General features: G+C 72.8%; 17 protein-coding genes, 1 pseudogene and 1 riboswitch. Of the genes and pseudogenes, 7 read left to right on the top strand and 11 right to left on the bottom strand.

Annotation, left to right across the window (positions count from 1 at the left end; genetic code table 11):
• Positions 1–50 precede the first annotated feature (50 nt).
• The 5 genes from CLT75_RS02055 to CLT75_RS02035 all read right to left on the bottom strand — a co-directional run bounded on the left by CLT75_RS02055 (position 51) and on the right by CLT75_RS02035 (position 6,342).
• Positions 51–1,694 carry a glycosyltransferase family protein gene (locus CLT75_RS02055; RefSeq protein ID WP_486485034.1) on the bottom strand — a complete coding sequence of 548 codons (1,644 nt, stop codon included), beginning with the start codon at positions 1,692–1,694 and terminating at the stop codon, positions 51–53.
• 47 nt (positions 1,695–1,741) lie between these two features.
• Entirely contained in the window at positions 1,742–3,433 is a 1,692-nt protein-coding gene (locus tag CLT75_RS02050) for a glycosyltransferase family protein (RefSeq protein ID WP_135239218.1), read from the bottom strand.
• Positions 3,430–4,455 (bottom strand): Gfo/Idh/MocA family protein, encoded by a 1,026-nt coding sequence (locus CLT75_RS02045; protein ID WP_135239217.1) that lies wholly within the window; start codon positions 4,453–4,455, stop codon positions 3,430–3,432. Before CLT75_RS02045 ends, CLT75_RS02050 begins: the two co-directional genes overlap by 4 nt.
• The gene (locus CLT75_RS02040; RefSeq protein ID WP_135239216.1) at positions 4,452–5,558 is read right to left on the bottom strand and encodes a DegT/DnrJ/EryC1/StrS aminotransferase family protein; all 1,107 of its coding nucleotides are present in this window, start codon (positions 5,556–5,558) and stop codon (positions 4,452–4,454) included. Before CLT75_RS02040 ends, CLT75_RS02045 begins: the two co-directional genes overlap by 4 nt.
• Before the next feature lie 151 nt (positions 5,559–5,709).
• A complete protein-coding gene (locus CLT75_RS02035; RefSeq protein WP_135239215.1) occupies positions 5,710–6,342 on the bottom strand; it encodes a TetR/AcrR family transcriptional regulator in 633 nt (210 codons plus the stop codon).
• Positions 6,343–6,497: 155 nt separating this feature from the next.
• Here CLT75_RS02035 and CLT75_RS02030 point away from each other — a divergent pair, with 155 nt between their 5' ends.
• From CLT75_RS02030 to CLT75_RS02015, 4 genes are all read left to right on the top strand, one after another.
• Entirely contained in the window at positions 6,498–7,400 is a 903-nt protein-coding gene (locus CLT75_RS02030) for an ABC transporter permease (protein WP_135239214.1), read from the top strand.
• Positions 7,393–8,193 carry an ABC transporter ATP-binding protein gene (locus CLT75_RS02025; RefSeq protein WP_135239213.1) on the top strand — a complete coding sequence of 267 codons (801 nt, stop codon included), beginning with the start codon at positions 7,393–7,395 and terminating at the stop codon, positions 8,191–8,193. Before CLT75_RS02030 ends, CLT75_RS02025 begins: the two co-directional genes overlap by 8 nt.
• A 104-nt stretch (positions 8,194–8,297) precedes the next feature.
• On the top strand, positions 8,298–9,800 hold the full coding sequence (locus CLT75_RS02020; protein WP_135239212.1) for a bifunctional cytidylyltransferase/SDR family oxidoreductase: 1,503 nt from the start codon (positions 8,298–8,300) through the stop codon (positions 9,798–9,800).
• A 19-nt stretch (positions 9,801–9,819) separates the two neighbouring features.
• Positions 9,820–11,496, top strand: coding sequence for a CDP-glycerol glycerophosphotransferase family protein (locus CLT75_RS02015; RefSeq protein ID WP_135239211.1), 1,677 nt, complete (start codon positions 9,820–9,822; stop codon positions 11,494–11,496).
• Between the two features lie 38 nt (positions 11,497–11,534).
• Here CLT75_RS02015 and CLT75_RS02010 read toward each other — a convergent pair whose 3' ends face one another.
• The 5 genes from CLT75_RS02010 to CLT75_RS01990 all read right to left on the bottom strand — a co-directional run bounded on the left by CLT75_RS02010 (position 11,535) and on the right by CLT75_RS01990 (position 16,611).
• Positions 11,535–12,281, bottom strand: coding sequence for an alpha/beta fold hydrolase (locus CLT75_RS02010; protein ID WP_135239210.1), 747 nt, complete (start codon positions 12,279–12,281; stop codon positions 11,535–11,537).
• 271 nt (positions 12,282–12,552) lie between these two features.
• The gene (locus CLT75_RS02005; RefSeq protein WP_209310254.1) at positions 12,553–13,407 is read right to left on the bottom strand and encodes a C39 family peptidase; all 855 of its coding nucleotides are present in this window, start codon (positions 13,405–13,407) and stop codon (positions 12,553–12,555) included.
• Positions 13,408–13,598: 191 nt separating this feature from the next.
• Positions 13,599–13,741: riboswitch (cyclic di-AMP (ydaO/yuaA leader) on the bottom strand.
• A gap of 308 nt (positions 13,742–14,049) precedes the next feature.
• Complete coding sequence (locus tag CLT75_RS02000; protein ID WP_135239208.1) at positions 14,050–14,814, bottom strand: hypothetical protein; 765 nt, start codon at positions 14,812–14,814, stop codon at positions 14,050–14,052.
• A 154-nt stretch (positions 14,815–14,968) separates the two neighbouring features.
• Positions 14,969–15,313, bottom strand: a complete 345-nt coding sequence (locus tag CLT75_RS01995) for a hypothetical protein (RefSeq protein ID WP_135239207.1) — start codon at positions 15,311–15,313, stop codon at positions 14,969–14,971.
• An 80-nt stretch (positions 15,314–15,393) separates the two neighbouring features.
• On the bottom strand, positions 15,394–16,611 hold the full coding sequence (locus CLT75_RS01990; RefSeq protein WP_135239206.1) for an acyltransferase family protein: 1,218 nt from the start codon (positions 16,609–16,611) through the stop codon (positions 15,394–15,396).
• 155 nt (positions 16,612–16,766) lie between these two features.
• On the opposite strand from CLT75_RS01990, the gene CLT75_RS01985 reads away from it, so the two are divergent.
• From CLT75_RS01985 to CLT75_RS01975, 3 genes and pseudogenes are all read left to right on the top strand, one after another.
• Complete coding sequence (locus CLT75_RS01985; protein ID WP_135239205.1) at positions 16,767–18,092, top strand: polysaccharide pyruvyl transferase family protein; 1,326 nt, start codon at positions 16,767–16,769, stop codon at positions 18,090–18,092.
• A 40-nt stretch (positions 18,093–18,132) separates the two neighbouring features.
• Positions 18,133–18,755 (top strand): annotated as a pseudogene (locus CLT75_RS01980) (alpha-ketoglutarate-dependent dioxygenase AlkB).
• Positions 18,756–18,849: 94 nt separating this feature from the next.
• Complete coding sequence (locus CLT75_RS01975) at positions 18,850–20,187, top strand: solute carrier family 23 protein (protein ID WP_135239204.1); 1,338 nt, start codon at positions 18,850–18,852, stop codon at positions 20,185–20,187.
• A 591-nt stretch (positions 20,188–20,778) separates the two neighbouring features.
• Here CLT75_RS01975 and CLT75_RS01970 read toward each other — a convergent pair.
• The gene (locus CLT75_RS01970) at positions 20,779–23,475 is read right to left on the bottom strand and encodes a DNA topoisomerase (ATP-hydrolyzing) (protein WP_486485324.1); all 2,697 of its coding nucleotides are present in this window, start codon (positions 23,473–23,475) and stop codon (positions 20,779–20,781) included.
• Positions 23,476–23,491 lie beyond the last annotated feature (16 nt).

Raw genomic sequence — 23,491 nt, 5'->3', positions numbered from 1 at the left:
GAGTGCGGGGCCCGGCCGGTCGGCCGGGCCCCGCTGTCGTTTCCCGCCGGTCAGCGCACCGGCACCGCCGTCCGCTGGTTCGGCACCGCCGTGACGGCGGTGTCCGCCTCCGCCGGCCGCACCGGGCCGGGGTGGTTCGGCAGCAGCCGGGTGTAGACCTCGTCCATCACCCGGGCCTGCGCCTCCCAGGTCCACTGCTCCAGCACGCCCGGCCGGTCGTACGCGGCCCGGTAGCGCTGCGGGTCGGCCAGCACGGTACGCACCGCCCGGACGTAGTCGTCCAGGTCCTCGGCCCGGAAGACCTCGCCGTGCCCGGTGGCCCGGGTCGCCTCGGCCATCGTCCGCACGTCGCTGACCACCATCGGCAGGCCGCCGTGGGCGTACTCGAAGAACTTGGTGATCAGCGCGATCTCGTGGTTCGGCTTGTGGTGGATCGGGATGACGCCGAGGTCGGCCGGGGCGACGAACGCGGACACCTGCCAGTGCGGCACGTACGGCAGCAGGTGCACCCGGTCGGCCACACCCAGTTCGGCGGCCAGTTCCTCCAGCTCGTACATGATCGGGGCCTTGCCGTTGGGGTGCACCGAGACCAGCGCGACGTGCGCCTCGGGCATCTCGGTGAGCCCCCGGATCATGATGTCCACGCCGCGCGACGGGTTGATGCCGCCGCAGTAGACGAGCAGCGGCGTGCCGGCGTCGATGCCGCACATCGCCCGGATGTCCGGCACCGGCGTGGCCCGCTGTTCGGCGGTGAGCGACCGCGGCGGCGCGTTCAGCACCACCGCCGGCTGCTCGGGCAGGTCGTGGCTCTCCCGCAGCAGGTCCGCCAGGGTGGACGAGACGGTGATGACCGCGTCGGCGTACGGCGCGTGCTCCCGCACGTAGGCGATCTGGGCGGGCAGCCAGCGCAGGTTGGCCGGGCGGCCGATGATGCCGGGGACGAACTCGTGCGCGTCCCAGAGCAGCTTGACGTCCCGTCCGCCGGCCCGGGCCCGCATGACCGCCCGGGCGCCGACGCCGAGCATCCGGAAGTCGTGCGCGTGGATCAGATCCGGCCGCAGCTCGTCCACCACCGAGGCGAAGGCCAGCTCGAAGTCCCACAGTTCCGGGTCCAGCCGGCGCCAGGCCCGGTCGCCGTGCACCCGCTGCCAGAACCGCAGCGCGGCGCGGTCGAGCCGCGAGTTCGGGTTCTGCTGGCTCTCCTGGAGCCGCCGCAGCTGCGCCGAGCGGAACTTGACCCACTGGAACATCGTCTTGTTGAGGAAGTACGGCGCGGCGAGCCGGGCCTTGCCGGCCAGCTCGGCGAGGCGGGGCCCGCCCGCCGCCCGGTTCACCTTGATCTCGGAGAGACGGAACGTCAGGTCGTCCCGGCGGGCCCGCAGCGTGTTCAGCCGCCGCTTGGCGTCCGGCCCCGGCTTGTACGCCAGCGGGCGGCGCAGCAGCGCGCGGCGGTACGCGACCGGGTGCGTCAGCCGCCGGGGCATCCGGATCAGGCGGACCTCGGCGTCGCCGATGCGCCAGGTGTCCTCGGTCGCCGCGCCCTTGAGGATGCCGACCAGGATCACCTCCCAGCCGGCCTCGGCGGCGGAGCGGGCGGCCTTCTGCACCCGGGAGTCGCCGTGGACCCCGTTGTCGACCAGCATCACCACCCGTCCCCGGGTCGGTCGGGCGTCGCTACTCGGGACAGCTTGCATCGGGTGCTTCTCCTCGTTGGCGGGGCGGTGCACGGACGGTCGGCGGGTCACCGGAGGAAGGCGTCGAATGCCTCGGCGGTCCGCCGGCCGTCGTGGTGGTCACGGACGTAACGCGCGCCCTCCGCGGCCAGGGCGACCGCGGCGGGCCTGTCGTCGAGCAGCGACTCGATCGTCTTGACGAGCGTGCCGGGTGTGGCGTTGGCGATCGGCGGCTGGACCCCGGCGGCCCGGTGCGGTCCTTCACTCACGTACGCCACCACGACCTTGCCGGCGGCCATCCCCTCACAGGAGAAGGTGCCGTAGCTGCCCATCACCAACTGGTCGACCACGATGTCGCAGTCCTGCACCAGGCGGCGCATCTCGCTGTGCGGCAGACCCTCCACCAGGCGCAGTTCGATGATCCGTCGATCGTGCAGCTCCTGCAACCGGGGCAGGAGCCGATCGGTGCCCTTGGTCCAGCGGTTGGACGGCGCGTGCAGCACCACCGGCCTGGTGCGTTCCAGCACCGGGCGGTCGCAGGACCAGGCGTCCACGTCCACGATCAGCGGCGCCCAGGTGGCGAACGGCACGTCGTCCAGCAGGTCCGGCGTGGTCACGAAGAACGGCAGGCCGCTCTCCTGCGCGGTACGCCGGTTCCGCTCGGCCACCACGGTGAGCCGCTCGCGCAGCTCCTCCGGCGCGTCCCGGAACGCGGACTCGGCGTGCCGTTCCAGGTGCGCGCCGGGGTGGCGGATCTCACTGCCGTGCGCCAGCAGCGCGACCTTGAGCCGGGCCCGGCGCAGCGCGGGCAGGTCCGCGGCGATGTCGTCGCCGTTGAGCCGGCCGAGCACCGGGCGGAACGCGTCCACGATCAGGTGCGTGTACCAGCCGAGCACCCGCGCGGCCTGCTGCACCTGCACGTCGAGCCGGTGCTCGCCGGGGAAGTGCAGATACCGGTCGGCCGGGTAGCGGTAGGTGGCCGGCGGCTTGGCCACGACCAGCTCGATGCCGACGTCCGCCCGCGCGGCGCTGATCGCCACCGCGAGGGCGGAGAGCTGCCCGGCGTAGTTCGCCGTGCCCAGACCCAGCCGGACCGGCCCGGCGCCGAGCGCCCGCCACCGGCCCGGGGTGCCGGCCTCGACCGGCGCGACCGCCGGCTCCTGCGGCTCCGGTGTCTCCGGCGCGTCGTCGCCGCCCCGCTGCCAGGCCCGTTCCACCGCCTTGGCGAAGGAGGGCACCGAGCCGGGCGCGTAGAAGTCGCCGGCCCGGTGCCGGGCCAGGTGCTCGCGGACCACCCGGTTGTCGGCGGCGACCACCCGCAGCCCGGCGGCGAGGCAGGTGTCGAGCAGCCCGAGACCGGCGTCCGGCGCGAACCCGAACACGGCCACGTCCCCCGAGGCGAGGAACGCGGCCGTCATCGTGCGGGGGCGCGGCACCGGGTGGACCCGGCGTCGGGCCTTGCCGGCCCGGCGGACCAGGTCCTGGGCGGCCGCCTGCTCCGCCGGGTCGCAGACCAGTGCCAGGTGGAACTCGGGCAACCGGGCCAGACCGCGCAGCACGCCGTCCAGCGCCCGGTCGCCGGTGATCCCGCCGGCGTGCACAAGCAGCGGCGTGCCGGCGGGAAGTTCACACAGTTCGCGTACCGAAGGGGTCTCCCAGGGGCGCGTGCCGGCGGCGGCCCGGCGGAGCGCGATGCGCCACCGCCGGGGAATCCGCCGCCGCACCGCGGAGACCGTCCGCCGCACCGGCGCCGGGCTCATCGCAGTGCCGGCTCCGCGTCGCTGCCGCTGGCCGCGACGGACACGACCTTGCCGTCGGCGGACGACTCCAGCAGGGCGGCCGCGACCTGCACGGTACGCAGACCCTGCCGCAGCGTGACGATGTCGCTCTGCTTGCCCTCCACCGCGTCCCGGAAGCGCTCGTGCTCGACCAGCAGCGGCTCCCGCTTCGGGATGGCGTAGCGGACCATGTCGCCCTCGGCCACGCCGCGGAACGCGCGCAGCGCCTCCCACTCGGTGTCGATGGCGGCGTTGGCGTAGAACGTCAGGTCGGCGGTGAGCGTGTCGGCCACGAAGCAGCCCTTGTCACCGGTGACCACAGTGGACCGCTCCTTGAGCGGGCTGAGCCAGTTCACCAGGTGGTTGACCATCGTGCCGTCGGAGAGCTGGCCGACCACGGCGACCATGTCCTCGTGCAGCCGGCCGCTGCGCGAGACGGTGCGGGCGGCGACCGAGGCGTACTGCCGGCCGGTCACCCAGGCGGTCAGGTCGATGTCGTGGGTGGCCAGGTCCATCACCACGCCGACGTCGGCGATCCGGTGCGGGAACGGGCCCTGGCGCCGGGTCACGACCTGGAACACCTCGCCCAGCTCGCCCGCCTCCAGGCGGGTCCGCAGGCTCTGCAGCGCCGGGTTGTAGCGCTCGATGTGGCCGACGCCCGCGACCAGGCCGGCGTTCTCGAACGCCTCGACCAGCCGGGTGGCCGCGTCGACGGACTGGGCCAGCGGCTTCTCGATGAGCGCGCAGACGCCGTTGGCGGCCAGCTCCATGCCGATCGGCTCGTGCAGCGCCGTCGGGCAGGCCACCACCGCGTAGTCGACGCCGAGGGCGAGCAGGTCGCTCAGCTCGGGTACGACCGGGGCGCGCAGCGTGCCGGTCACGTCGCCGGCCGGGTCGACCACGCCGACCAGCTCGACGCCGTCCAGGTTGGACAGCACGCGGGCGTGGTTGCGCCCCATCGCGCCGAGGCCGATCAGGCCGGCCCGCAGCTTCCGTGCGCTCATCGGGCACCGCCGGCCAGGTTCGCGCCCTCGGCGATGCGCTCCAGCTCGGCCTGGCTCAGCGACGGGTGCACCGGCAGCGAGACCACCTCGGCGGCGGCCCGCTCGGTCTCCGGCAGGTTCCACGCGCCCGGCTTGCCGTCGACGAGGTACGGCTTGAGCCGGTGGATCGGGGTCGGGTAGTAGACCGCGTTGCCGATGCCCAGCTCGGTGAGGCGGGCCTGGGCGGCGTCCCGGTCGCCCCGCACCCGCACCGTGTACTGGTGGTAGACGTGCTTGGCGCCGTCGGCGACCGGCGGGGTGACCATGCCGGTGATCGCCGAGTCGAGGAACTTGGCGTTGGCGCGGCGCTGCTCGGTCCACTCGGCGAGCTGGGTGAGCTGCACCCGGCCGATGGCGGCGGCCACGTCGGTCATCCGCATGTTGGCGCCGACGATCTCGTTGGCGTACCGCTGCTCCATGCCCTGGTTGCGCAGCAGCCGCAGGGTGCGGGCGAGGTCCGCGTCGGCGGTGGTGATCATGCCGCCCTCGAGGGAGTGCATGTTCTTCGTCGGGTAGAAGCTGAAGCAGCCGGCGGTGCCGAAGGCGCCGACCGGGGTGCCGTTCAGCTCGGCGCCGTGCGCCTGCGCGGCGTCCTCGACCACGGCGAGGCCGTGCTGCTGCGCGATCTCCATGATCCGGTCCATCGCGGCCGGGTGGCCGTAGAGGTGCACCGGCATGATCGCGACGGTCTTCGGCGTGATCGCCGCGGCGACCGCCTCCGGGTCGACGCAGAAGCTGCCCGGCTCGATGTCCACGAAGACCGGCTCGGCGCCGACCAGCCGGACCGCGTTGCCGCTGGCGGCGAAGGAGAACGAGGGGACGATGATCTCGTCGCCGGGGCCGAAGCCGAGCGCCATCAGCGTCAGCTGGAGCGCGGAGGTGCCGGAGTTGACGGCGACGCAGTGCCGGCCGGCGACCAGGTCACCGAACTCCTCCTCGAACGCCGCGACCTCGGGGCCCTGCACGACCCGGCCGCTCCGCAGCACCCGGACGGCCGCCTCGATCTCGGCTTCGCCGATGATCGGCCGTGCGGGGGGAATGAACTCTGGATGCGGCCCGGCCATGGGGCTTCCTCCTGTCGACGCGTGGTTCATGGGAGACATTTCGGGGGATGGTACCGCTCTGTCGGGAAAACCAGCCGTTCGCACTGATTGTCCGACCGGTTGTGACCTTCTGTTCATGATCGGCGACGGACCTCCGGGGGTGGCCCGGGGCTCACACTTCCACCTCGTCGCGCACAGGCTCCACGCATGCTACCCGCAGGGCGGCGACGATCGCGGCCGCCATCCGGGGCACCTCGGCGGGCTCCAGCGGGGCCCGGGAGATCGCCATCCGCCAGTAGACCGGACCGACGATCAGATCGACGGCGGCCCGTCTGTCGGTGGCCGGAGACAGCTCGCCGCGCTCGACCGCGCGGCCGATCAGGATCCGGCCCACCGCCTGCTGGTAGTCGTCCAGGGCGGCCTGCAACTTCTCCGCGATCTGCGGGTTGCGGGCCGCCTCGGCCAGCAGGTCCGGGATGATCTGCGCGGCCAGCCGGTGACGCAGCGCCCGCGCCATCACGTGCAGCAGGATCTCCAGGTCACCGAGGAGGCTGCCGGTGTCCAGCAGCGGGATGTTCCGGCCCGCCACCGCCGAGACCATGTCCAGCACCAGATCGAGCTTGGAACGCCAGCGGCGGTAGATGGCGGTCTTGCTCACACCGGCCCGGCGGGCCACCGCCTCGATGGAGAGGCGACCGTAGCCGACCTCGGCCAACTCCTGCATCACGGCGGCGCGGATGGCACTGGTGATCTCCCCGCGCAGCACCGCCGCGCCGGCCGGAGCACGCCTCTTCTCGGTCGTCACGTGGAACAATGTAGCGCAACGACGGTACGGTTGCGTCCCGACGTTCGGTGGACTACCTTCCATGCAGCAGCGAGGCGGCTCCTCCCCGCCCGGCCACGCTGGATCTCATTCACCGCACTGCTCCCCATCAGCACGAAAGATCGGAGCGCCTGAACATGGCCAACACCGCGGTGGCCGACCCCGAATCCGGACTGACCCGGGCCCAGCTGGCCCAGCGGTACGGACTGCGGGTGGCCGGGGAACGACCGCCCCTGGGTGAGTACGCCCGCCGGTTGTGGGCGTACCGGCACTTCATGACCGCGTACTCGCGGGCGAAGGTCGCCTCCTCGCTGAGCAACACCCAGCTCGGCCAGCTCTGGCAGGTGCTGACACCGCTCACCAACGCGGCCGTCTACTTCCTGATCTTCGGCGTCATCCTGGGCCAGCACCGGAACGTGCCGAACTTCATCGCGTACCTGTGCACCGGCGTCTTCATCTTCATCTTCACGCAGACCGCGGCCTCGAACGGCGTCAGCGCGATCACCGGCAACCTGGGCCTGATCCGGGCGCTCCAGTTCCCCCGGGCGGCGCTGCCGATCACCGTCACGCTGGTGCAGCTCCAGCAGCTGCTCATGTCGATGGTGGTGCTGGCCGGCATCGTGCTCGTCACCGGCGAGCCGCTCACCTTCCGCTGGGTCCTGATCCTCCCGATGCTGCTGCTCCAGACGATCTTCAACGTCGGGCTGAGCATGGTCATGGCCCGCCTCGGCTCCAAGGTCACCGACCTCAAGCAGGTCATGCCGTTCGTGATGCGCACCTGGCTGTACGCCTCCGGCGTGCTCTACCCGGTGACGCTCATCCGCGAGCACCTGCCGAACTGGGCGGCGAACGTCCTGGAGTGGAACCCGCCGCTGGTCTTCATCGAGCTGGCCCGCTACGCGCTGCTCGACTCGCACCAGGCGCACCTGGTGAGCTCCCCGGCGAAGCTGTGGGCGCTCGGGGTGTTCTGGGCGATCGTGATGGGTGTCGGCGGGTTCGTCTACTTCTGGCGTGGAGAGAAGGAGTACGGCCGTGGCTGAGCAGACCCTGCCGTTGAACGCCGGCCCGGTGACCGACTCGGGCCGCGTCCCCACCGTGGTGGTGGACGACGTGCACGTGATCTACCGGATCCACAAGGGCGCGACCGGCGGCACCACACCGGTATCCGCGCTCAAGCGGATCGTCTCCCGCACCAAGGCGCCGAACATCCGCGAGGTGCACGCGGTCAAGGGCGTCAGCTTCACCGCGTACGAGGGTGAGGCGATCGGCCTGATCGGCAGCAACGGCTCCGGCAAGTCCACACTGCTGCGGGCCATCGCCGGGCTGCTCCCGCCGGCCCGCGGCGCCGTCTACACCCAGGGCCAGCCGTCGCTGCTCGGCGTGAACGCCGCGCTGCTCAACGACCTGTCCGGTGAGCGCAACGTGGTGCTCGGCTGCCTCGCCATGGGCATGCACCCGGACGAGGTCAAGAAGATCGCCCCGGAGATCATCGAGTTCTCCGGGATCAACGAGCGCGGCGACTTCGCCTCGCTGCCGATGCGCACCTACTCCTCCGGCATGGGCGCGCGGCTGCGCTTCGCGATCTCCTCGGCGAAGAAGCACGACGTGCTGCTCATCGACGAGGCGCTGGCCACCGGCGACCGCAAGTTCCGGGTCCGCAGCGAGCAGCGGGTCCGCGAACTGCGCGACAGCGCCGGCACCGTCTTCCTGGTCAGCCACTCGATCGGCTCGATCCGGGACACCTGTGAGCGGACCATCTGGCTGGAGAGCGGCGTCCTGAAGATGGACGGCCCCACCAAGGAGGTCTGCGACGCATACGAGAACCAGAAGTAGCGCGTCGGAGCGCACCGCACCGGGTTCCGCCCGGAGCGGTGCGCTCCCGCGTACGCGTTAAGGTTTTCGGACCCATCCCCTTTCACCCAGAGTGAGGTACGGCAATGACGCAGGACCACACCACCGCACCGGACGCCGCGCCGGCGAGCCCGGCACCCTGGCGCCCCGCGCGTACGGTGGCCGTGATCCTCGCCGGGGGGACCGGCACGCGCCTGGGGCTGGGGATCCCCAAGCAGCTCCTCAAGATCGCCGGTAAGCCGATCATCGAGCACACCCTGGCCGTCTTCGAGGCCGCGCCGGAGATCGACGAGATCATCGTGCTGATGGCCACCGGTCACGTCGACGACGCGCGGCGCATCGTCGCCGACGCCGGCTTCCGCAAGGTCACCAAGGTGATCGAGGGCGGCGAGACCCGCAACGACACCACCCGGATCGCGCTCGACGCGGTCGGCGAGGGCGACGTCAACATCCTCTTCCACGACGCGGTCCGCCCGCTGGTCAGCGCCCGGATCGTGCGCGAGTGCGTGAACGCGCTCTGGACCTACTCGGCTGTCGACGTGGCCATCCCGTCCGCCGACACGATCATCCAGGTCGACGCGGACGACTGCATCACCGACATCCCGGTCCGCTCCCGGCTGCGCCGCGGCCAGACCCCGCAGGCGTTCCGCTCCGGCACCATCCGCGAGGCGTACCGCCGGGCCGAGGGCGACCCCGACTTCGCCGCCACCGACGACTGCGGCGTGGTGCTGCGCTACCTGCCCGGCACGCCGATCAAGGTGATCGACGGCTCGGACGAGAACATCAAGGTCACCCACCCGGTCGACGTGCACCTGGCCGACAAGCTGTTCCAGCTCGCCGCCGCGCAGGCGCCCCGGCTGACCGACCGCCGCAGCTACGCCGAGGAGCTGACCGGCCGGACCATCGTGGTCTTCGGCGGCAGCTACGGCATCGGCCACGACCTGGCCGAACTGGCCCGCTCCTACGGCGCCCAGGTCTTCCCGTTCAGCCGCTCCACCACCGGCACGCACGTCGAGCGCGCCGAGGACGTGGCCGCCGCGCTGAAGACCGCCTTCGAGGCCACCGGCCGGATCGACCACGTGGTGGTCACCGCCGGCATCCTGGAGAAGGGCGCGCTGGCCGAGATGGACTCCGAGACGATGGACCGTCTCCTGCACGTCAACTTCGTCGGCCCGGTCACCATCGCGCGCCAGTCGCTGCCGTACCTCCAGCAGACGAAGGGCCAGCTGCTGCTCTACACGTCCAGCTCGTACACCCGGGGCCGGGCCCGCTACGCGCTGTACTCGGCCACCAAGGCCGCGCTGGTCAACCTGACCCAGGCGCTCGCCGACGAGTGGGCCGAGTTCGGGGTACGCGTCAACTGCGTCAACCCGGAACGCACCGCGACCCCGATGCGGACGCGGGCGTTCGGCGAGGAGCCGGAGCACACGCTGCTCTCCTCCGAGGCGGTCGCGCAGGCGTCCCTGGACGTGCTGATCTCCGACCTGACCGGCCAGGTGGTCGACGTGCGCCGGTCCCCCGGCGAGCAGGTGGCCGCCGTACCCGCGCAGCCGGGCCCGCACCGGTCCGAGCTGTCCGCCGACGCCTGAACCCGACGGGACGTACCAGATGCGTGGTGACCTGGTCCGCAAGCTGCTCGCCCGGGTGCTGACCACCGGGCTGGCGGTGCTGGCCTTCCTCGTCGTGGCGCTCACCGGCGCCACCGGCTGGGGCCTGGCCCTGGCGGTCGCGGCGCTGGCCGCCACCGCCTGGGAGCGCCGGGTCCGGCCGTCCGCCGACGGGCTCGCCGAGACGGTGCTCGTGGCCGCCGGCATCCTGGTCGGCTACGCCCGTCGCCTCGACGACGGCTTCGACCCGGCGCTCACCGCGACCGCGCTGGTGCTGCTCGGGCTGGTGCTGCTGGTCGGCCCGCTGCGGCAGGCCGGCGCGCTGGAGATCCGCGCGGCGAACCTCCCGGTCCGCACGTGGACACCCGTGGTCGCCGCCCGGCTGGGCGACGCGCTGCTGGTGCTGCTCGCCGTGGTGGCGCTCGCCGCCGCCCTGACGCTGCCCGCCTGGACGGCACTGGTCGCCGCGCTGCTGGTCGGCGCCGGATGCGGGGCGGTCGCGCTGGACCTCGCCCGGCGCCGGTTCCGGCCGCCCGCCGGAGGTGGACCGGTCGGCCGGGCGCTGCGCCGCCACCAGCCCGAGTTCGTGCTGCACTTCTCCGCCCCGCCCGGCTCGGAGTACCAGGTCACCATGTGGCTGCCGTACCTGGAACGGATCGGCCGCCCGTTCATGGTGGTGCTGCGCGAGCCGGAGCTCCTGCCCGCGGTGGCCGCCGCCACCCGCGCCCCGGTGGTCCTCTGCCCCACCCTGAAGGCGCTGGACGAGGCGCTGGTGCCCAGCCTGCGGGTCGCGTTCTACGTCAACCACGGCGCGAAGAACGCCCACCTGATCCGGTTCAACCAGCTCACCCACGTGCAGCTGCACCACGGCGACAGCGACAAGGCCCCGAGCGCCAACCCGGTCTCGGCCATCTTCGACAAGATCTTCGTGGCCGGGCAGGCCGCGATCGACAGGTACGCCCGCGCCGGCGTGGAGATCCCCGCCGACAAGTTCGTCGTGGTCGGCCGCCCCCAGGTCGAGGCCATCGAGGTACGCCGGGAGCCGGTCGCCCCGTCCGCGCACCCGACGGTCCTCTACACCCCGACCTGGACCGGGCACCACGCGGACGCCAACTACTGCTCGCTGCCGGTGGCCGAGACGCTGATCCGCCGGCTGATCGACAGGGGTGCCGCGGTGATCCTGCGCGCCCACCCGTACACCGCCAAGAACCCGGCCTCGGCCCGCCAGCTCGCCCGGCTCACCGAGCTGCTCGCCGCCGACCGGGCCAAGACCGGCCGGCCGCACCTGTGGGGCGCCGCCGCGGCCCGCGAGCTGACGCTCACCGAGTGCGTCAACCGGGCCGACGCGCTGGTCTCCGACGTCTCCGGGGTCATCTCCGACTGGCTCTACTCCGGCAAGCCGTACGCGGTCACCGACACCGGCGCCGACGGCGAGCACTTCGTCGAGCGGTTCCCGCTCGCGGCGTCCGGCTACGTGCTGCGGCGCGACATGTCCAACGTGGACGAGGTGCTCACCGACCTGCTGGACGCCGACCCGAAGGCGGCACAGCGCTGGGCGGCGCGGACGCGCTACCTGGGCGACTTCCCCGCCGACGGGTACGCCGAGGCGTTCCTCTCCGCCGCCCGCCGGGAGCTGGAACCCGACTGGGCGGTCCCGGGGCCGCGCGCGGCCGGCTAGAGACGCGAGCCGGCCCGTCGCGGGCCGGCTCACCCCGCTCAGAGGTACGGGTCGAGCAGGGCGAGCACCGCCTCCGGATCCTCCACGTGCGCGTTGTGGCCCAGCCCGGGCAGCGTCGCCACCGGCACGCCCAGTTCCTTGAGCTGCGCGTCGGTCACCATCGGGTCCAGCTCGCCCCGGGCCAGCAGCACCGGCACATCGGTGGCGGCCAGCAGCGCCGGCAGCCGTGGCTCCCCCACCGCGAACGCGGCCGGGTCCATGGCGAGCCGCCAGCGGCCGTCCTCCCGCCGCAGTCCCGCCTCCACCACCGGATGGTCCGGGGCGAACAGCCCGGCGAGCCCGGACACGCGCAGGTAGCGCCGGGCGGCCTCGTCCCGGGTGGCGAACCAGGTGACCGGCCGGCCGGCCAGCTCCGCCGACTTCGCCAGTTCGGCCGGGGACCAGACCGCCTTGATGCCGAGCCCCACCACCGCGTCGACCGGAAGCCCGCGCTGCCGGGCCGCGAGCGCCAGCGCCACCACCCCGCCGAGCGAGTGCCCGAGCAGCACCAGCCGGTCGTCGGGGCCGAGCCGGACCGGGCCGAGCCCGTCGACGACGCGCTGGGCCAGAGCCTCGAACGAGTAGCCGTCGAGCGGCGGCGACCAGCCGTGACCGGCGAGGTCGGGGGCGAGCCAGCGGCCGGGCCAGCGGCGCTCCAGCAGCGGCGCCCAGGGCAGCCACACCTCGCCGGTGGCACCCATGCCGTGCAGGAGAATCAGGTGCCGCGTCCCCGTCGCATCGCCCATTGGCGCAGTCTGCCACCGCCCGCCCCGGACACGCGAGACCGAACCCGCCGACCCGCCCCCCGCCCCGCCCTCACCGTCGATCTTGGAGTTGTGGCACCTTCCATACCGGGCGAGCCGGGCATACTGGGCGCCACAAGTCCAAGATCGGCGCGCCAGGGCCGGGTGAGGGCCGCGCCAGGCCGGGCGGGGCGAGGGCGGGGCGGGGACGGGGCGGGGACGGGGAAGGCCGGCCCCCCGGGGTGGGGTGCCGGCCTTCGGGTGTGCGGGACGGTCAGGCGGAGTAGCCGCGGCTGGCGATCCAGTGCGCCAGGTCGATCGTGGTGACCCAGTACGACGGCAGCGACGGGTCGGCCGAGTCGGCGATCCGCACGGTCCGGCCGTCGTCCTTGTAGCCGACCACCGCGACGTAGTGGCCGCCCGGGAACGAGTGCCAGCCGCCGTTGGTGTCGGTGGCGGTACCGGCGACGTTCGCGACGACCCCGCGGCCGTTGCTGATCGCCTCGACCACGTCGGCCTGGAGACGGTCCATCTGGGCCGGGGTGGCCGAGCCGGGAATCATGCGGGTCCGGTACGGGTTGCCCTTGACCTGCTGGTTGAGCACACGGGTGGTGTCCTCGGCCGAGTTGGTGCCCATCTCGGTGGTGCCGAGAGGACCGGCGAGCGCGTCCTGGCTGCGCTCGATGCCGGCGGCGCTGAGCGCGTTGCGCACGGCGGCCGGGCCGCAGTAGAAGTAGTTGATCTGCGCCTGGTAGTCGTAGTCGAGCGACTTGCTCGACGGCGGCTTCGGCTTGGCCTTGGGCGTGGTGTCCGGGTCGGCAGCGGCCTTCGCGGACGGGGAGGCGCTCGGCGACGCGCTGGGCGAGGCGGAGGCGCTGGACGACGCCTGCGGCACGGCGATGCGGGCCTCGCTGCGGCTGGCGGGCTGCTCGCCGAGGCGGGCGGCGCCGAGGTCGGCGACCGCGGCGGTGTTCTCCTGGACCGGGGCGTCGTCACCGGCGGTGGCGACGGTTCCGGCGCCGGCGGCCAGCACGAGCGCGGCGGCCGATCCGGCGATGATCTGGTACGGGCGTTCGGTGACGATCCGTCGCAGCTGACGCTTCAGGTGGTGCTTCACGAAATCCTCCACGGGGCGTGAGCGGCACACGCCGGCCCGGCACGCGGAGGAACTCACACGTGCTGGCGGGGCCGGGTGGCCGGGGGATCGGGAACGCCCGTGATGCCGGGCGCCCAGGGGGCGGTTGCCGGTCGCGCGTCAGGCGCGCGCGGTCACCGCTTCGCCGTGGAGGCGGGGGACGATCGAGGGGTGGGCACGAGGGGTACTCCTTCCGTGGCCGCCGACCGGGTTAGCTGACGGATTCGGGCGGGAAGTACGCCCTACCGCGGGCCGTGGGCTCGCGGATTCACCCCGATGGTGCTCATGGGTCCCCGGTTCGTGGAACACGATTAGGCGGGTCGGTGCGGCGTCGCCGTCGGCGATCGATTACCGCATCGGACGCGCCGACACTACCGGTGGGTATGTCCCCTGCCAAGCGCTCCCACCTGCGTAAACGTGATCCGCGGTAACGGATTTCGGAACACCCGGTTACTGACTTCGCTCAATGGGACAAGCAGTTTCGACGGCGCCCGGCGGCGGAAAGCGGACAGACGGCGAGCACCCGGCCGGCAATCGCGGTACTCGATGACCCGTTTTGCGCCCGGCGCCCGTTTCGGCGGCCCGGGTGACCGGGCTCACCACGGTCCGGGTAACGATTCGGTCGAGACGGCCGTCTCAGCCGACCCGTGCCGGGCGCCAGCGGGCGTTACGGACCGTCGCGGGCACCGGCACGGCGCTCGCCGTCGCGCTCCGGTACTCCGGGGCGGGCCGCAGCGCGGCAGTGGCGGCGTAGGCCTCGGCGGCGAGCGTCCGGGCGGCCTCGGCGGCCAGTTCCGCGCCCCGCCAGGCCGACCGCTCCCGCGCGGCGGCGCTCTCCCATCCGGCCCGGCGCCCGTCCCGGACGGTGCGGGCCAGCACGATCTCCTGCTCGGCGGGGTGCCGGCGCGGATCCCACCCGTTGCGGCGGGCCAGCACGTCGGCGAGCTGACGGGCGGTCAGGTCGCCCCGCCAGTGCGCCGTCATGGCGGCGTGGTGCAGCCAGCGCTCCCGGGCCGCGTACTCGGCGGGGGTACGCGGCGTGCGCGGGGCGGGCAGCGCGGCGGCGCCGGCGAGGCGGCGGGCGGCGGCGTCCGCCTCGTCGTACGCGGTCCAGGCCCGGTCCGCCTCGTCCTGCGCGGCCAGCCACCGCTCCCGGCGACGACGGGCCGTCTGGGCGGCCCCGGCGGCGGCCACCGCGACCTCCTCGGCGTACCGGATCAGGTCGTCGCGGCGGACGGCGTCGGCGTCGGCCGGTTCGGGGGCGGCCTCCGGCGCGGGGTCGCGTTCGGGCCGGGCGACGAGCGCGGCGAGCAGGCCCAGCGCGAGCAGCAGGAGGAAGGACCAGATGGCGGCGGCCTCGGGCACGGAGGTGAGGAAGTGGTACAGAGCGGTCTGCGACATGGTCGGCACCTCACGGGAAGGACCTGGCGGGAGGGCCCGCACGATCTCGCCGGGGCGGGCCGGTGGCCGCCGGGGGCGGGTGCGGGGATGACGTGCGGTGGGTGCGGGGATGACGTGCGGTGGGTGCGGGGAACGGGCGCGGCCCGTGGGCGGGTCAGCGGGCGGGCGGGGCCCGCGGGCCGGCCGGTGCGGCGACCCGTCCGGCCGGGACCGGCTGCGGCGCCGCCGGGGCGACCGCCCGGGGCGCGGGCGCCGGGACACCGGCGGGAGCGGCCTGCCGCTCGGCCACGCGGTCGGCTTCCGGCCGCACCGTGGTCGAGGCGCCCGCGATGGGGTACGCCGAGACGGCGGCCGCCGGGGCCGGGGCGGCAGCGGCGACACCGGACGGCAGCGTGGCAGCGCCGAACGAACAGGCGACGACCACGGCGAGACTGGCGAGCATCCGGGCGGTCCAGCGCGCCACCCACCACACGGGGCAGGTGAGCGCGATCGGAAGCACGGGTACAAATTACCGCCGAACCCCCACGAACGCACCGCCGCACGGCGTGTCGCGGATCGACCGGCCGACGTGTGCGCGTGTCAGTCCGGGCGACGCCGCCCGGCGTACTCGATGTCCTCGGCCGGACCGGTGACGGAGGCCGCGCCCCCGTCGGCGGCCGGGGCGGCGGCGGCCTCGGCGGGCCTGCGCGGAGCCGGCACGGCCGGTGCGCGCGACGCCGCGCGGCCCCGGCGGGACGGGCCGAGCAGGCGCATCATCGGTGTCTCCACCCAGCGGTGCAGCGCGGCGGCCAGCGCGAGCGTGACCACCAGGAAGCCCAGCACCGCGAGCGGGCCGCGCCACCCGGGCAGGCCGGTCCCCCAGTGCCCGGTCAGCCGCAGCACGGTGACCATGACCAACACGTGGACCAGGTAGAAGGCGAACGACACCTCACCGAGCCAGACCATCGCCCGGGACCGCCAGGGGGTGGGCCGGCCGCGCACGTCGGCGTCCGCCGCGGCGGCGATGACCAGGAGGTACGCGACAGCGAGCAGCGCCGCCCAGAACTCGGCCGGGATCCACAGCGCGGCGACCACCCAGGTGGTGACGAAGAGACCGGTGGCGACGGCGAGGTTCGGGCCGCGCCAGCGGTGCCGGCGCATCAGCTCGGCGGCGGCCACGCCCATCCAGAACTCCAGCGACCGGGTCACCGGGAAGATCTGGGTGAACCACCACCGCTGCTCCTCCGGGACGAGCTGCTGGCCGGGCCACAGCGCCAGGATGAGCAGCGGCGCCGCGACCAGCACGGTCCGCAGCACGCCGGTACGGGCCCGGCGCAGCCACGGCACCACGAGCGGCAGGCACAGGTAGAAGGCCAGCTCGCAGGAGAGCGACCAGCTCACGTTGTTGACGCTGTAGAAGTAGCCGCCCAGCGGGATCCACGCCTGGACCAGGAAGAAGTTGGCGATCGCGGCCCACGGCACGACCGGGTCGGCGAACCAGGCCGCTACGGCCAGCGCCGCGACGAACGTCACCACGTGGTTCGGGTAGATCTTGGCGAACCGGCGGCGCAGGAACGTCCACGCGCGCTCCCCGTCCCGGTACGACCAGACCAGCACGAACCCGCTGAGGATGAAGAAGAACTCGACGCCGGACAGGCCCAGGCTGAACGCCTTGTCGACCAGGGGCTTCAGGTGCGGCTCGGCGACGATGCCCATCGTTCCGGCGTGGAAGCCGAAGACCAGCAGCGCGGCCACCCACCGCAATCCGGTCAGCGACGGCAGTCGCGGGGCACGGGTGACGGTCGGCGCGCTGGTCATTCCGGGCACCCTACCCCGGGCAACCGGGACGTTCCCGGCGAGCCGACGTCCGCTCGGCTCCGCTCGGACGGCGGATAGGATTTCCGTTCTGCACGCGCGGGCACCCACCCGGCTCCCGCCCGCACGCCGTGCCGTACGGAAGGTGAGCGAACCGGATGCACCAGCGGATCCTGCTCCGCGCCCGCAAGGGCCCGTTCGACGTCCTCACGCCCGAGGAGACGTTCGCCGGCAACTGGATCGGGGACAACAGCGGCAACCTGGTCTTCAGCCACGCCGCGCACAAGCTGCTCGCCACCTCCACGGCCGAGATCACACCGACCCGCACCCCGGCCGACCCGCGCCTCGCCGACGAGATCAACGAGCGGCACGACGTGTTCGTCGTACCGCTCGCCAACGCGTTCCGGCGCAGCTTCGTGCACCGCCTGACGCCGCTGACCCGGCTGATCGAACGGCTGAAGATCCCGGTGGTGGTGCTCGGCGTCGGCGTGCAGACGAACGTCGACGGCGACCGCGAGTACCTGCGGCCGATCGACGAGCCGGTCCGCGCGTTCTGCAAGGCCGTGCTGGACCGGTCGCACAGCATCGGCGTACGCGGCGAGGTGACCGAGAGCTACCTCAACGCGCTGGGCTTCTCCGACGTGGAGCAGATCGGCTGCCCGTCGATGTTCCTGCACGGCGACACGTTCCACCTGGAGAAGAGCCGCCCGGAGCTGACCGCCGACTCGAAGGTCGCGCTCACCATCTCCCCGTACGTCCGCTCGATGGCCTCGGTGGTCCGCCACCACCAGGAGCGCTACCCGAACCTCTGCTACGTGCCGCAGGACCTGCGCACGCTCGGCACCCTGCTCTACGGCGATGCGCCCGAGCACCGTGGCCAGAGCAGCGACATCCCGCTGCACACCTCGCACCCGCTGTTCGCCGAGGACAAGGTGCGCATGTTCGTCGACCCGTGGACCTGGATGTCGCACCTGTCCGGGTACGACTTCGCGTTCGGCACCCGCATCCACGGCACCATCACCGCGCTCGTCGCCGGCACGCCCGGCTACCTGTTCGCGCACGACTCGCGCACCCTGGAACTGGCCCGCTACTTCGGCATCCCGCACCGGATCATGCGGGACGTGCCGGCCGACGTCGACGCCGCCGACCTCTACGCGGAGGCCGACTACACGTCGCTCAACGACGGCCACAAGGCCCGCTTCGAGACCATCACCGCGTTCCTGCGCAAGCACGACCTCGGTACCTCGTTCGCCGACGGCGACAGCGCCGCGCGCTTCGACAAGCAGGTCGGCGAGACGGTGTTCCCGCCGGCCGTCCGGCCCGCCGCCGCCACCCCGCCGGCCGAACTGCTGACCCGCATCGAGCGGCTGCGCGACGAGAACGTCAAGCTCACCGCCACCATCGACGCGCTGCGCTCGCAGCAGCTCCGGGAGCGGATCAAGCAGGCCGTGCCGGGCACGGTCCGCCGGATGCTGCGACGCTGACCGTCGTACGCCTGTTCGAGAGCGGGGTACGATCGGCTGCGTGTCCGACGCGTACCAGCCCTCGATGCTCGACCTGGCCGAGCAGGGCCCGACCCTGGGCCCGCTCGCCGGGGCGCTGCGCCGGCACGAGCTGAGCCGGGGCGCCTGGATCGACCACCTGCCCGGCTGGGTGCGCGGCTCCGACGAGGTGCTCGACACGCTGCGCCACGACGTGCCCTGGCGGGCCGAACGCCGCACCATGTACGACGCCGAGGTCGACGTGCCCCGGCTGCTCTGCTGGTACGCCGCCGGCCGCCCGCTGCCGCACCCGGTGCTCACCGCGGCCCGGGACGCGCTCACCCGCCACTACGCGCCCGAACTGGGCGAGCCGTTCGTCACCGCCGGCATGTGCCTCTACCGGGACGGCCGCGACAGCGTCGCCTGGCACGGCGACACCCTGGGCCGCTCCGCGCACACCGACACCTCTCGTTCGGCTCCCCGCGCGCGCTGCTGCTGCGCCAGCGCGGCGGAGGCGGCGGCAGCCTGCGGTTCCCGCTCGGCCACGGCGACCTCGTGGTCATGGGCGGCTCCTGCCAGCGCACCTGGGAACACGCGGTGCCGAAGACCACCCGGCCGGTCGGCCCCCGGGTCAGCGTCCAGTTCCGTCCCACCGGCGTCGCCTGAGCCGGGGCGGGACCACGTCCCGCCAGGGCACGTGCTAGAAACAACTCCCAGGGTCGATCACGCCCCCGTCACCCGATGACGCGAAGGGCGACCGATGACCCAGTCCCCCACCTCCCGCTGGTCCCCGTGGACCCTGCACGGCGACGGCCGCCAGGTACGCCCCGGCGACGTGGTCCAGCCCGACGAACGGCTCTCCTGGCCGCGCACCATCGGCGTGGGCGTGCAGCACGTGGTCGCCATGTTCGGCGCCACCTTCACCGTCCCGCTGATCACCGGTTTCCCGCCCGCCACCACGCTGCTGTTCTCCGGCCTCGGCACGCTGCTGTTCCTGCTGATCACCGGCAACCGGCTGCCCTCGTACCTCGGTTCGTCGTTCGCGTTCATCGCGCCGGTCCTGGCCGCGAAGACCGACGGCGGCATCGGCGCGGCCCTCGGCGGCATCGTCGTCGCGGGCGTCGCGCTGGCGATCGTCGGCGTGGTGGTGCAGGTGGCCGGCTCCCGCTGGATCGACGCGCTGATGCCGCCGGTGGTCACCGGCGCGATCGTCATGCTGATCGGCCTCAACCTCGCGCCGGTCGCCTGGGACGGCGACGGGTCCGGCACCGGCGTGAAGGCGCAGCCGCTGATCGCCGTGGTCACGCTCGTCGCGATCCTGCTCACCACTGTGCTGTTCCGCGGCTTCGTGGCGCGGCTGTCGATCCTCATCGGCGTGGTGGTCGGCTGGGTGCTCGCCGCGCTCACCGGCAACCTCGACCAGCAGGCGGTCAGCGGCCTGCGCTCGGCGGCCTGGATCGGATTCCCCGAGTTCCACACGCCGAGCTTCGACGCCCGCGCCGTCGTGCTGGTCATCCCGGTGATCCTGGTGCTGATCGCGGAGAACGCCGGGCACGTCAAGGCGGTAGCCGCGATGACCGGCCGCAACCTGGACCGCGACATGGGCCGGGCGCTGCTCGGCGACGGCGTCGCCACCGTGCTGGCCGGGTCCGGCGGCGGTTCCGGCACCACCACGTACGCGGAGAACATCGGCGTGATGGCGGCGACCCGCGTCTACTCCACCGCCGCGTACTGGGTGGCGGGCGGCACGGCGATCCTGCTCGGGCTGTGCCCGAAGTTCGGCGCGCTGATCCTGACCGTCCCGGCCGGTGTGCTGGGTGGCGCCACCACCGCGCTGTACGGCCTGATCGCCATCCTGGGCGCCCGGATCTGGATCGAGAGCCGGGTCGACTTCCACGACCCGATCAACCTGTTCACCGCGGCGGTGGCGGTGATCATCGGTGCCGCCAACTACACGTTGACCGCGGGCGACCTGTCGTTCAACGGCATCGCGCTGGGTACTGCCGCCGCCCTGGTGATCTACCACGGCATGCGCCTGATCGCCCGCCTGCGCGGCACGACTCCCGAGTCCCGCCAGTCCCCCGAACCCGAACTCTGACCCGCCGCGACCCTTCGCCCGTTGATCATGAAGTTGGCGCCACAATTCGCCCGTTTCACGCCCGCCAACTTCATGGTCAACAGGCGGTGGGGGTGCGATCGGGGTCCCCGAGGGCCGAACTGCAAGATCGCGTGGGTCTCGCAGCGCTGCGCTCCCACGCTCGAGCCTCAACCCTGCCCGGCTCCGTCGATCATGAAGTTGACAGCAGTCAGTGTCCGTTTTGTCGCAGCCAACTTCATGATCGACCGTACAGAGGGTGGGGCGCGCCTCTGCCGAACGTCCGGAACACACCAGAAGCCCCGGGCGCCCTGCGGCCAGGCCGTCCCCGGGCCGCCCCGCTCTGGTGATCAAGGAGTTTGGGGACGGCAGGGGGCGCGAAAAGGCCGCCAACTCCTTGATCACCGCGCTGAAGGTGTGACTGCGCACCCCGGCGTCGAGCCGCCGCCGGCCGCACAGGCGCCCGGTCCGCCCCGGCACCCCTCCCCGTGATCAAGGAGTTTGCGGACGTCGAGAGACGCGGAAGGTCCGCAAACTCCTTGATCAACGAGGGGGGCGAGAGGGCGGGCAGCCGAGGCCGCCCGGCCCCTACCGTCAGTCGCGGTCGATGTGGTGGCCCACCACCGTCGGGCCTAGCATCACGGCGAAACCGGAACCGTCTCGGCGTGGGTCGGCAGGGGGCAGGTCCACGGGGTCGCCGGTGGCCGTCGCGCCCACCGGCCGCGGGCCGATCCAGGCCACCGACAGCTCCAGCTCACCCTTGAGGAACCGCTGCGCGCGTACGCCGCCGGTCGCCCTCCCCTTCGCCGGGTACGCCTTGAACGGCGTCACCTTCACCGTGGCCCCGGTCGAGGTGACCACCATCGGCTCACCGTGCTTCGCGTCGTCGGTACGGATCGCGCCGAAGAAGACCACCCGCGCGTCGCCCGGCAGGTTGATGCCGGCCATGCCGCCGCCCTTGAGCCCTTGCGGGCGTACCACGGAGGCGGCGAAACGCAGCAGTGACGCCTCCGAGGAGACGAACGCCAGCGTCTCGGCGCCGTCGGTCAGCCAGGTCGCGCCGACCACCTCGTCGCCGTCGCGCAGCGAGATCACCTCGAACTCGTCGGAGCGGACCGGCCAGTCCGGGGCGCACACCTTCACCACGCCCGCCCGGGTGCCGAGCGCCAGACCGGGCGACCCCTGCGCGGACGGGCCCAGCGGCGCGAGCCCGACCACCGTCTCACCGGGCTCCAGCGGCACCAGTTCCGCCGCCGACATGCCGCCGCGCAGCGACACCGTGCCGGACTGCTCCGGCAGCACCGGCAACGGCAACACGTCGATCTTGAACGCGCGCCCGGCGCTGGTCACGAGCAGCACCCGGCCGCGGGCGGTGGAGTGCACGATCGCGCGTACCGCGTCGTGCTTGACCCGGCCGCTGCGCCGGCGCGCCTCGGCGGCCTCCTCCGACTCGGCCGCGGTCCGTGCCACCAGCCCGGTGGCGGAGAGGATGACCTGGCAGGGGTCGTCGGCGACCTCCAGCGGGCCGGCGGGCACCGAGGCGGCGAGCACCTCCTTGAGGTCTCCGTCGACGAGCGTGGTGCGCCGCGGCGCGCCGAACTGCTTGACCACGGCGGCCAGCTCGTCGGAGACGACCTTCCGCAGCACCTTGGGGTCGTCCAGGATCTTCGACAGCTCGGCGATCTCGCCGCGCAGCTTCTCCTGCTCGGCCTCCAACTCCAGCCGGTCGTACTTGGTCAGCCGGCGCAGCGGAGTGTCCAGGATGTAGGTCGCCTGGATCTCGGAGAGCTTGAACCGCTGCATCAGGCCGTCCTTGGCGGCCTGGGCGTCCTCGCTGGCGCGGACCAGCTTGACCACCCGGTCGATGTCGAGCAGGGCGATCAGCAGACCGTCGACCAGGTGCAGGCGTTCCTCCCGCTTGCGCTTGCGGTACGCGCTGCGCCGGGTCACCACCTCGTAGCGGTGGGCCAGGAACACGTCGAGCAGTTCCTTCAGCCCGAGCGTGCGGGGCTGGCCGTCGACGAGCACCAGGTTGTTCACGCCGAAGGACTGCTCCAGCGGGGTGAGCCGGTAGAGGTCGGCGAGCAGCGCCTGCGGGTTGACGCCGACCTTGCACTCCACCACCAGGCGGGTGCCGTTCTCCCGGTCCGTGAGGTCCTTGACGTCGGCGATGCCGGTCAGCCGCTTGGTCTTGTTCACCTCGTTGGTGATGGCCGCGATGACCTTCTCGGCGCCGACGCCGTACGGCAGCTCGGTGACGGTGATGGCCTGCCGGCCGCGGCTGCCCTCCAGCGGGCCGATCTCCACCCGCCCGCGCATGCGCACCACGCCGCGCCCGGTCTCGTACGCGCGGCGCACCTCGTCCAGGCCCAGCAGCAGCCCACCGGTGGGCAGGTCGGGGCCGGGCACGAACTCCATGAGCTTGTCGAGCGTGGCGTCCGGGTGGTTGATCAGCCAGCGGGCGGCCTGGACCACCTCGCCGAGGTTGTGCGGGATCATGTTCGTCGCCATGCCGACCGCGATGCCGGACGCGCCGTTGACGAGCAGGTTCGGGAACGCCGCCGGCAGCACGGTGGGCTGGGTCAGCGAGCCGTCGTAGTTCGGCTCGACGTCGACGGTGTCCTCACCCAGCTCGCCGACGAGCAGCATCGCCTCCCGGGACATCCGGGCCTCGGTGTATCGCGCCGCGGCCGGGCCGTCGTCCGGGCTGCCGAAGTTGCCGTGCCCGTCGATGAGCGGGACGTTGAGCGAGAAGTCCTGGGCCAACCGCACCATCGCGTCGTAGATGGCGGTGTCGCCGTGCGGGTGGTACTTGCCCATACAGTTGTGCACCACGCGGCCCTCCGCGACGAACGCGTGTTCGTCGGAGCCGACCTGGATATCGTACGTGGTTTCGGCAGGAATCCGCTCGACCGACACCACCCGTAGGAAGGATCGGCCCGAAAGCGCCTCGAGCCGTCTCGCGAGCGGAGACCCGATGCGCCGGAGTTTTCGGATCCATCCATCCCGCTCGGCACGCCAGAGCGGGAATGAACGCTCCGACAGCGGCACGCCGTTACGGTCCTTGCCGTAACGGATCTGGCTACCCGCGCCCGAAAGTGATGATCGGAACGCCTTGCCGGCCTCGTCCCGGAACCAACCGCCCCCCTGGTGGGCGTCGGCGAATTCCTTGATCACCCGCGCGTACGGCAGCCGGTCGTTGCCCTGCTTGCCGCCGTACTGATAGGTCAGGTCCACCACCTTTTCCAGACCTGCGATCTTGTAACCGATCCGCACCCAGGGCAGCAGCATCTCGGCCAGAGCGGCG

This window comes from Micromonospora sp. CNZ285, assembly GCF_004637285.1.
Note: the sequence above shows the minus strand (reverse complement) of the source record. Positions and strands in the feature narration are given on the sequence as shown.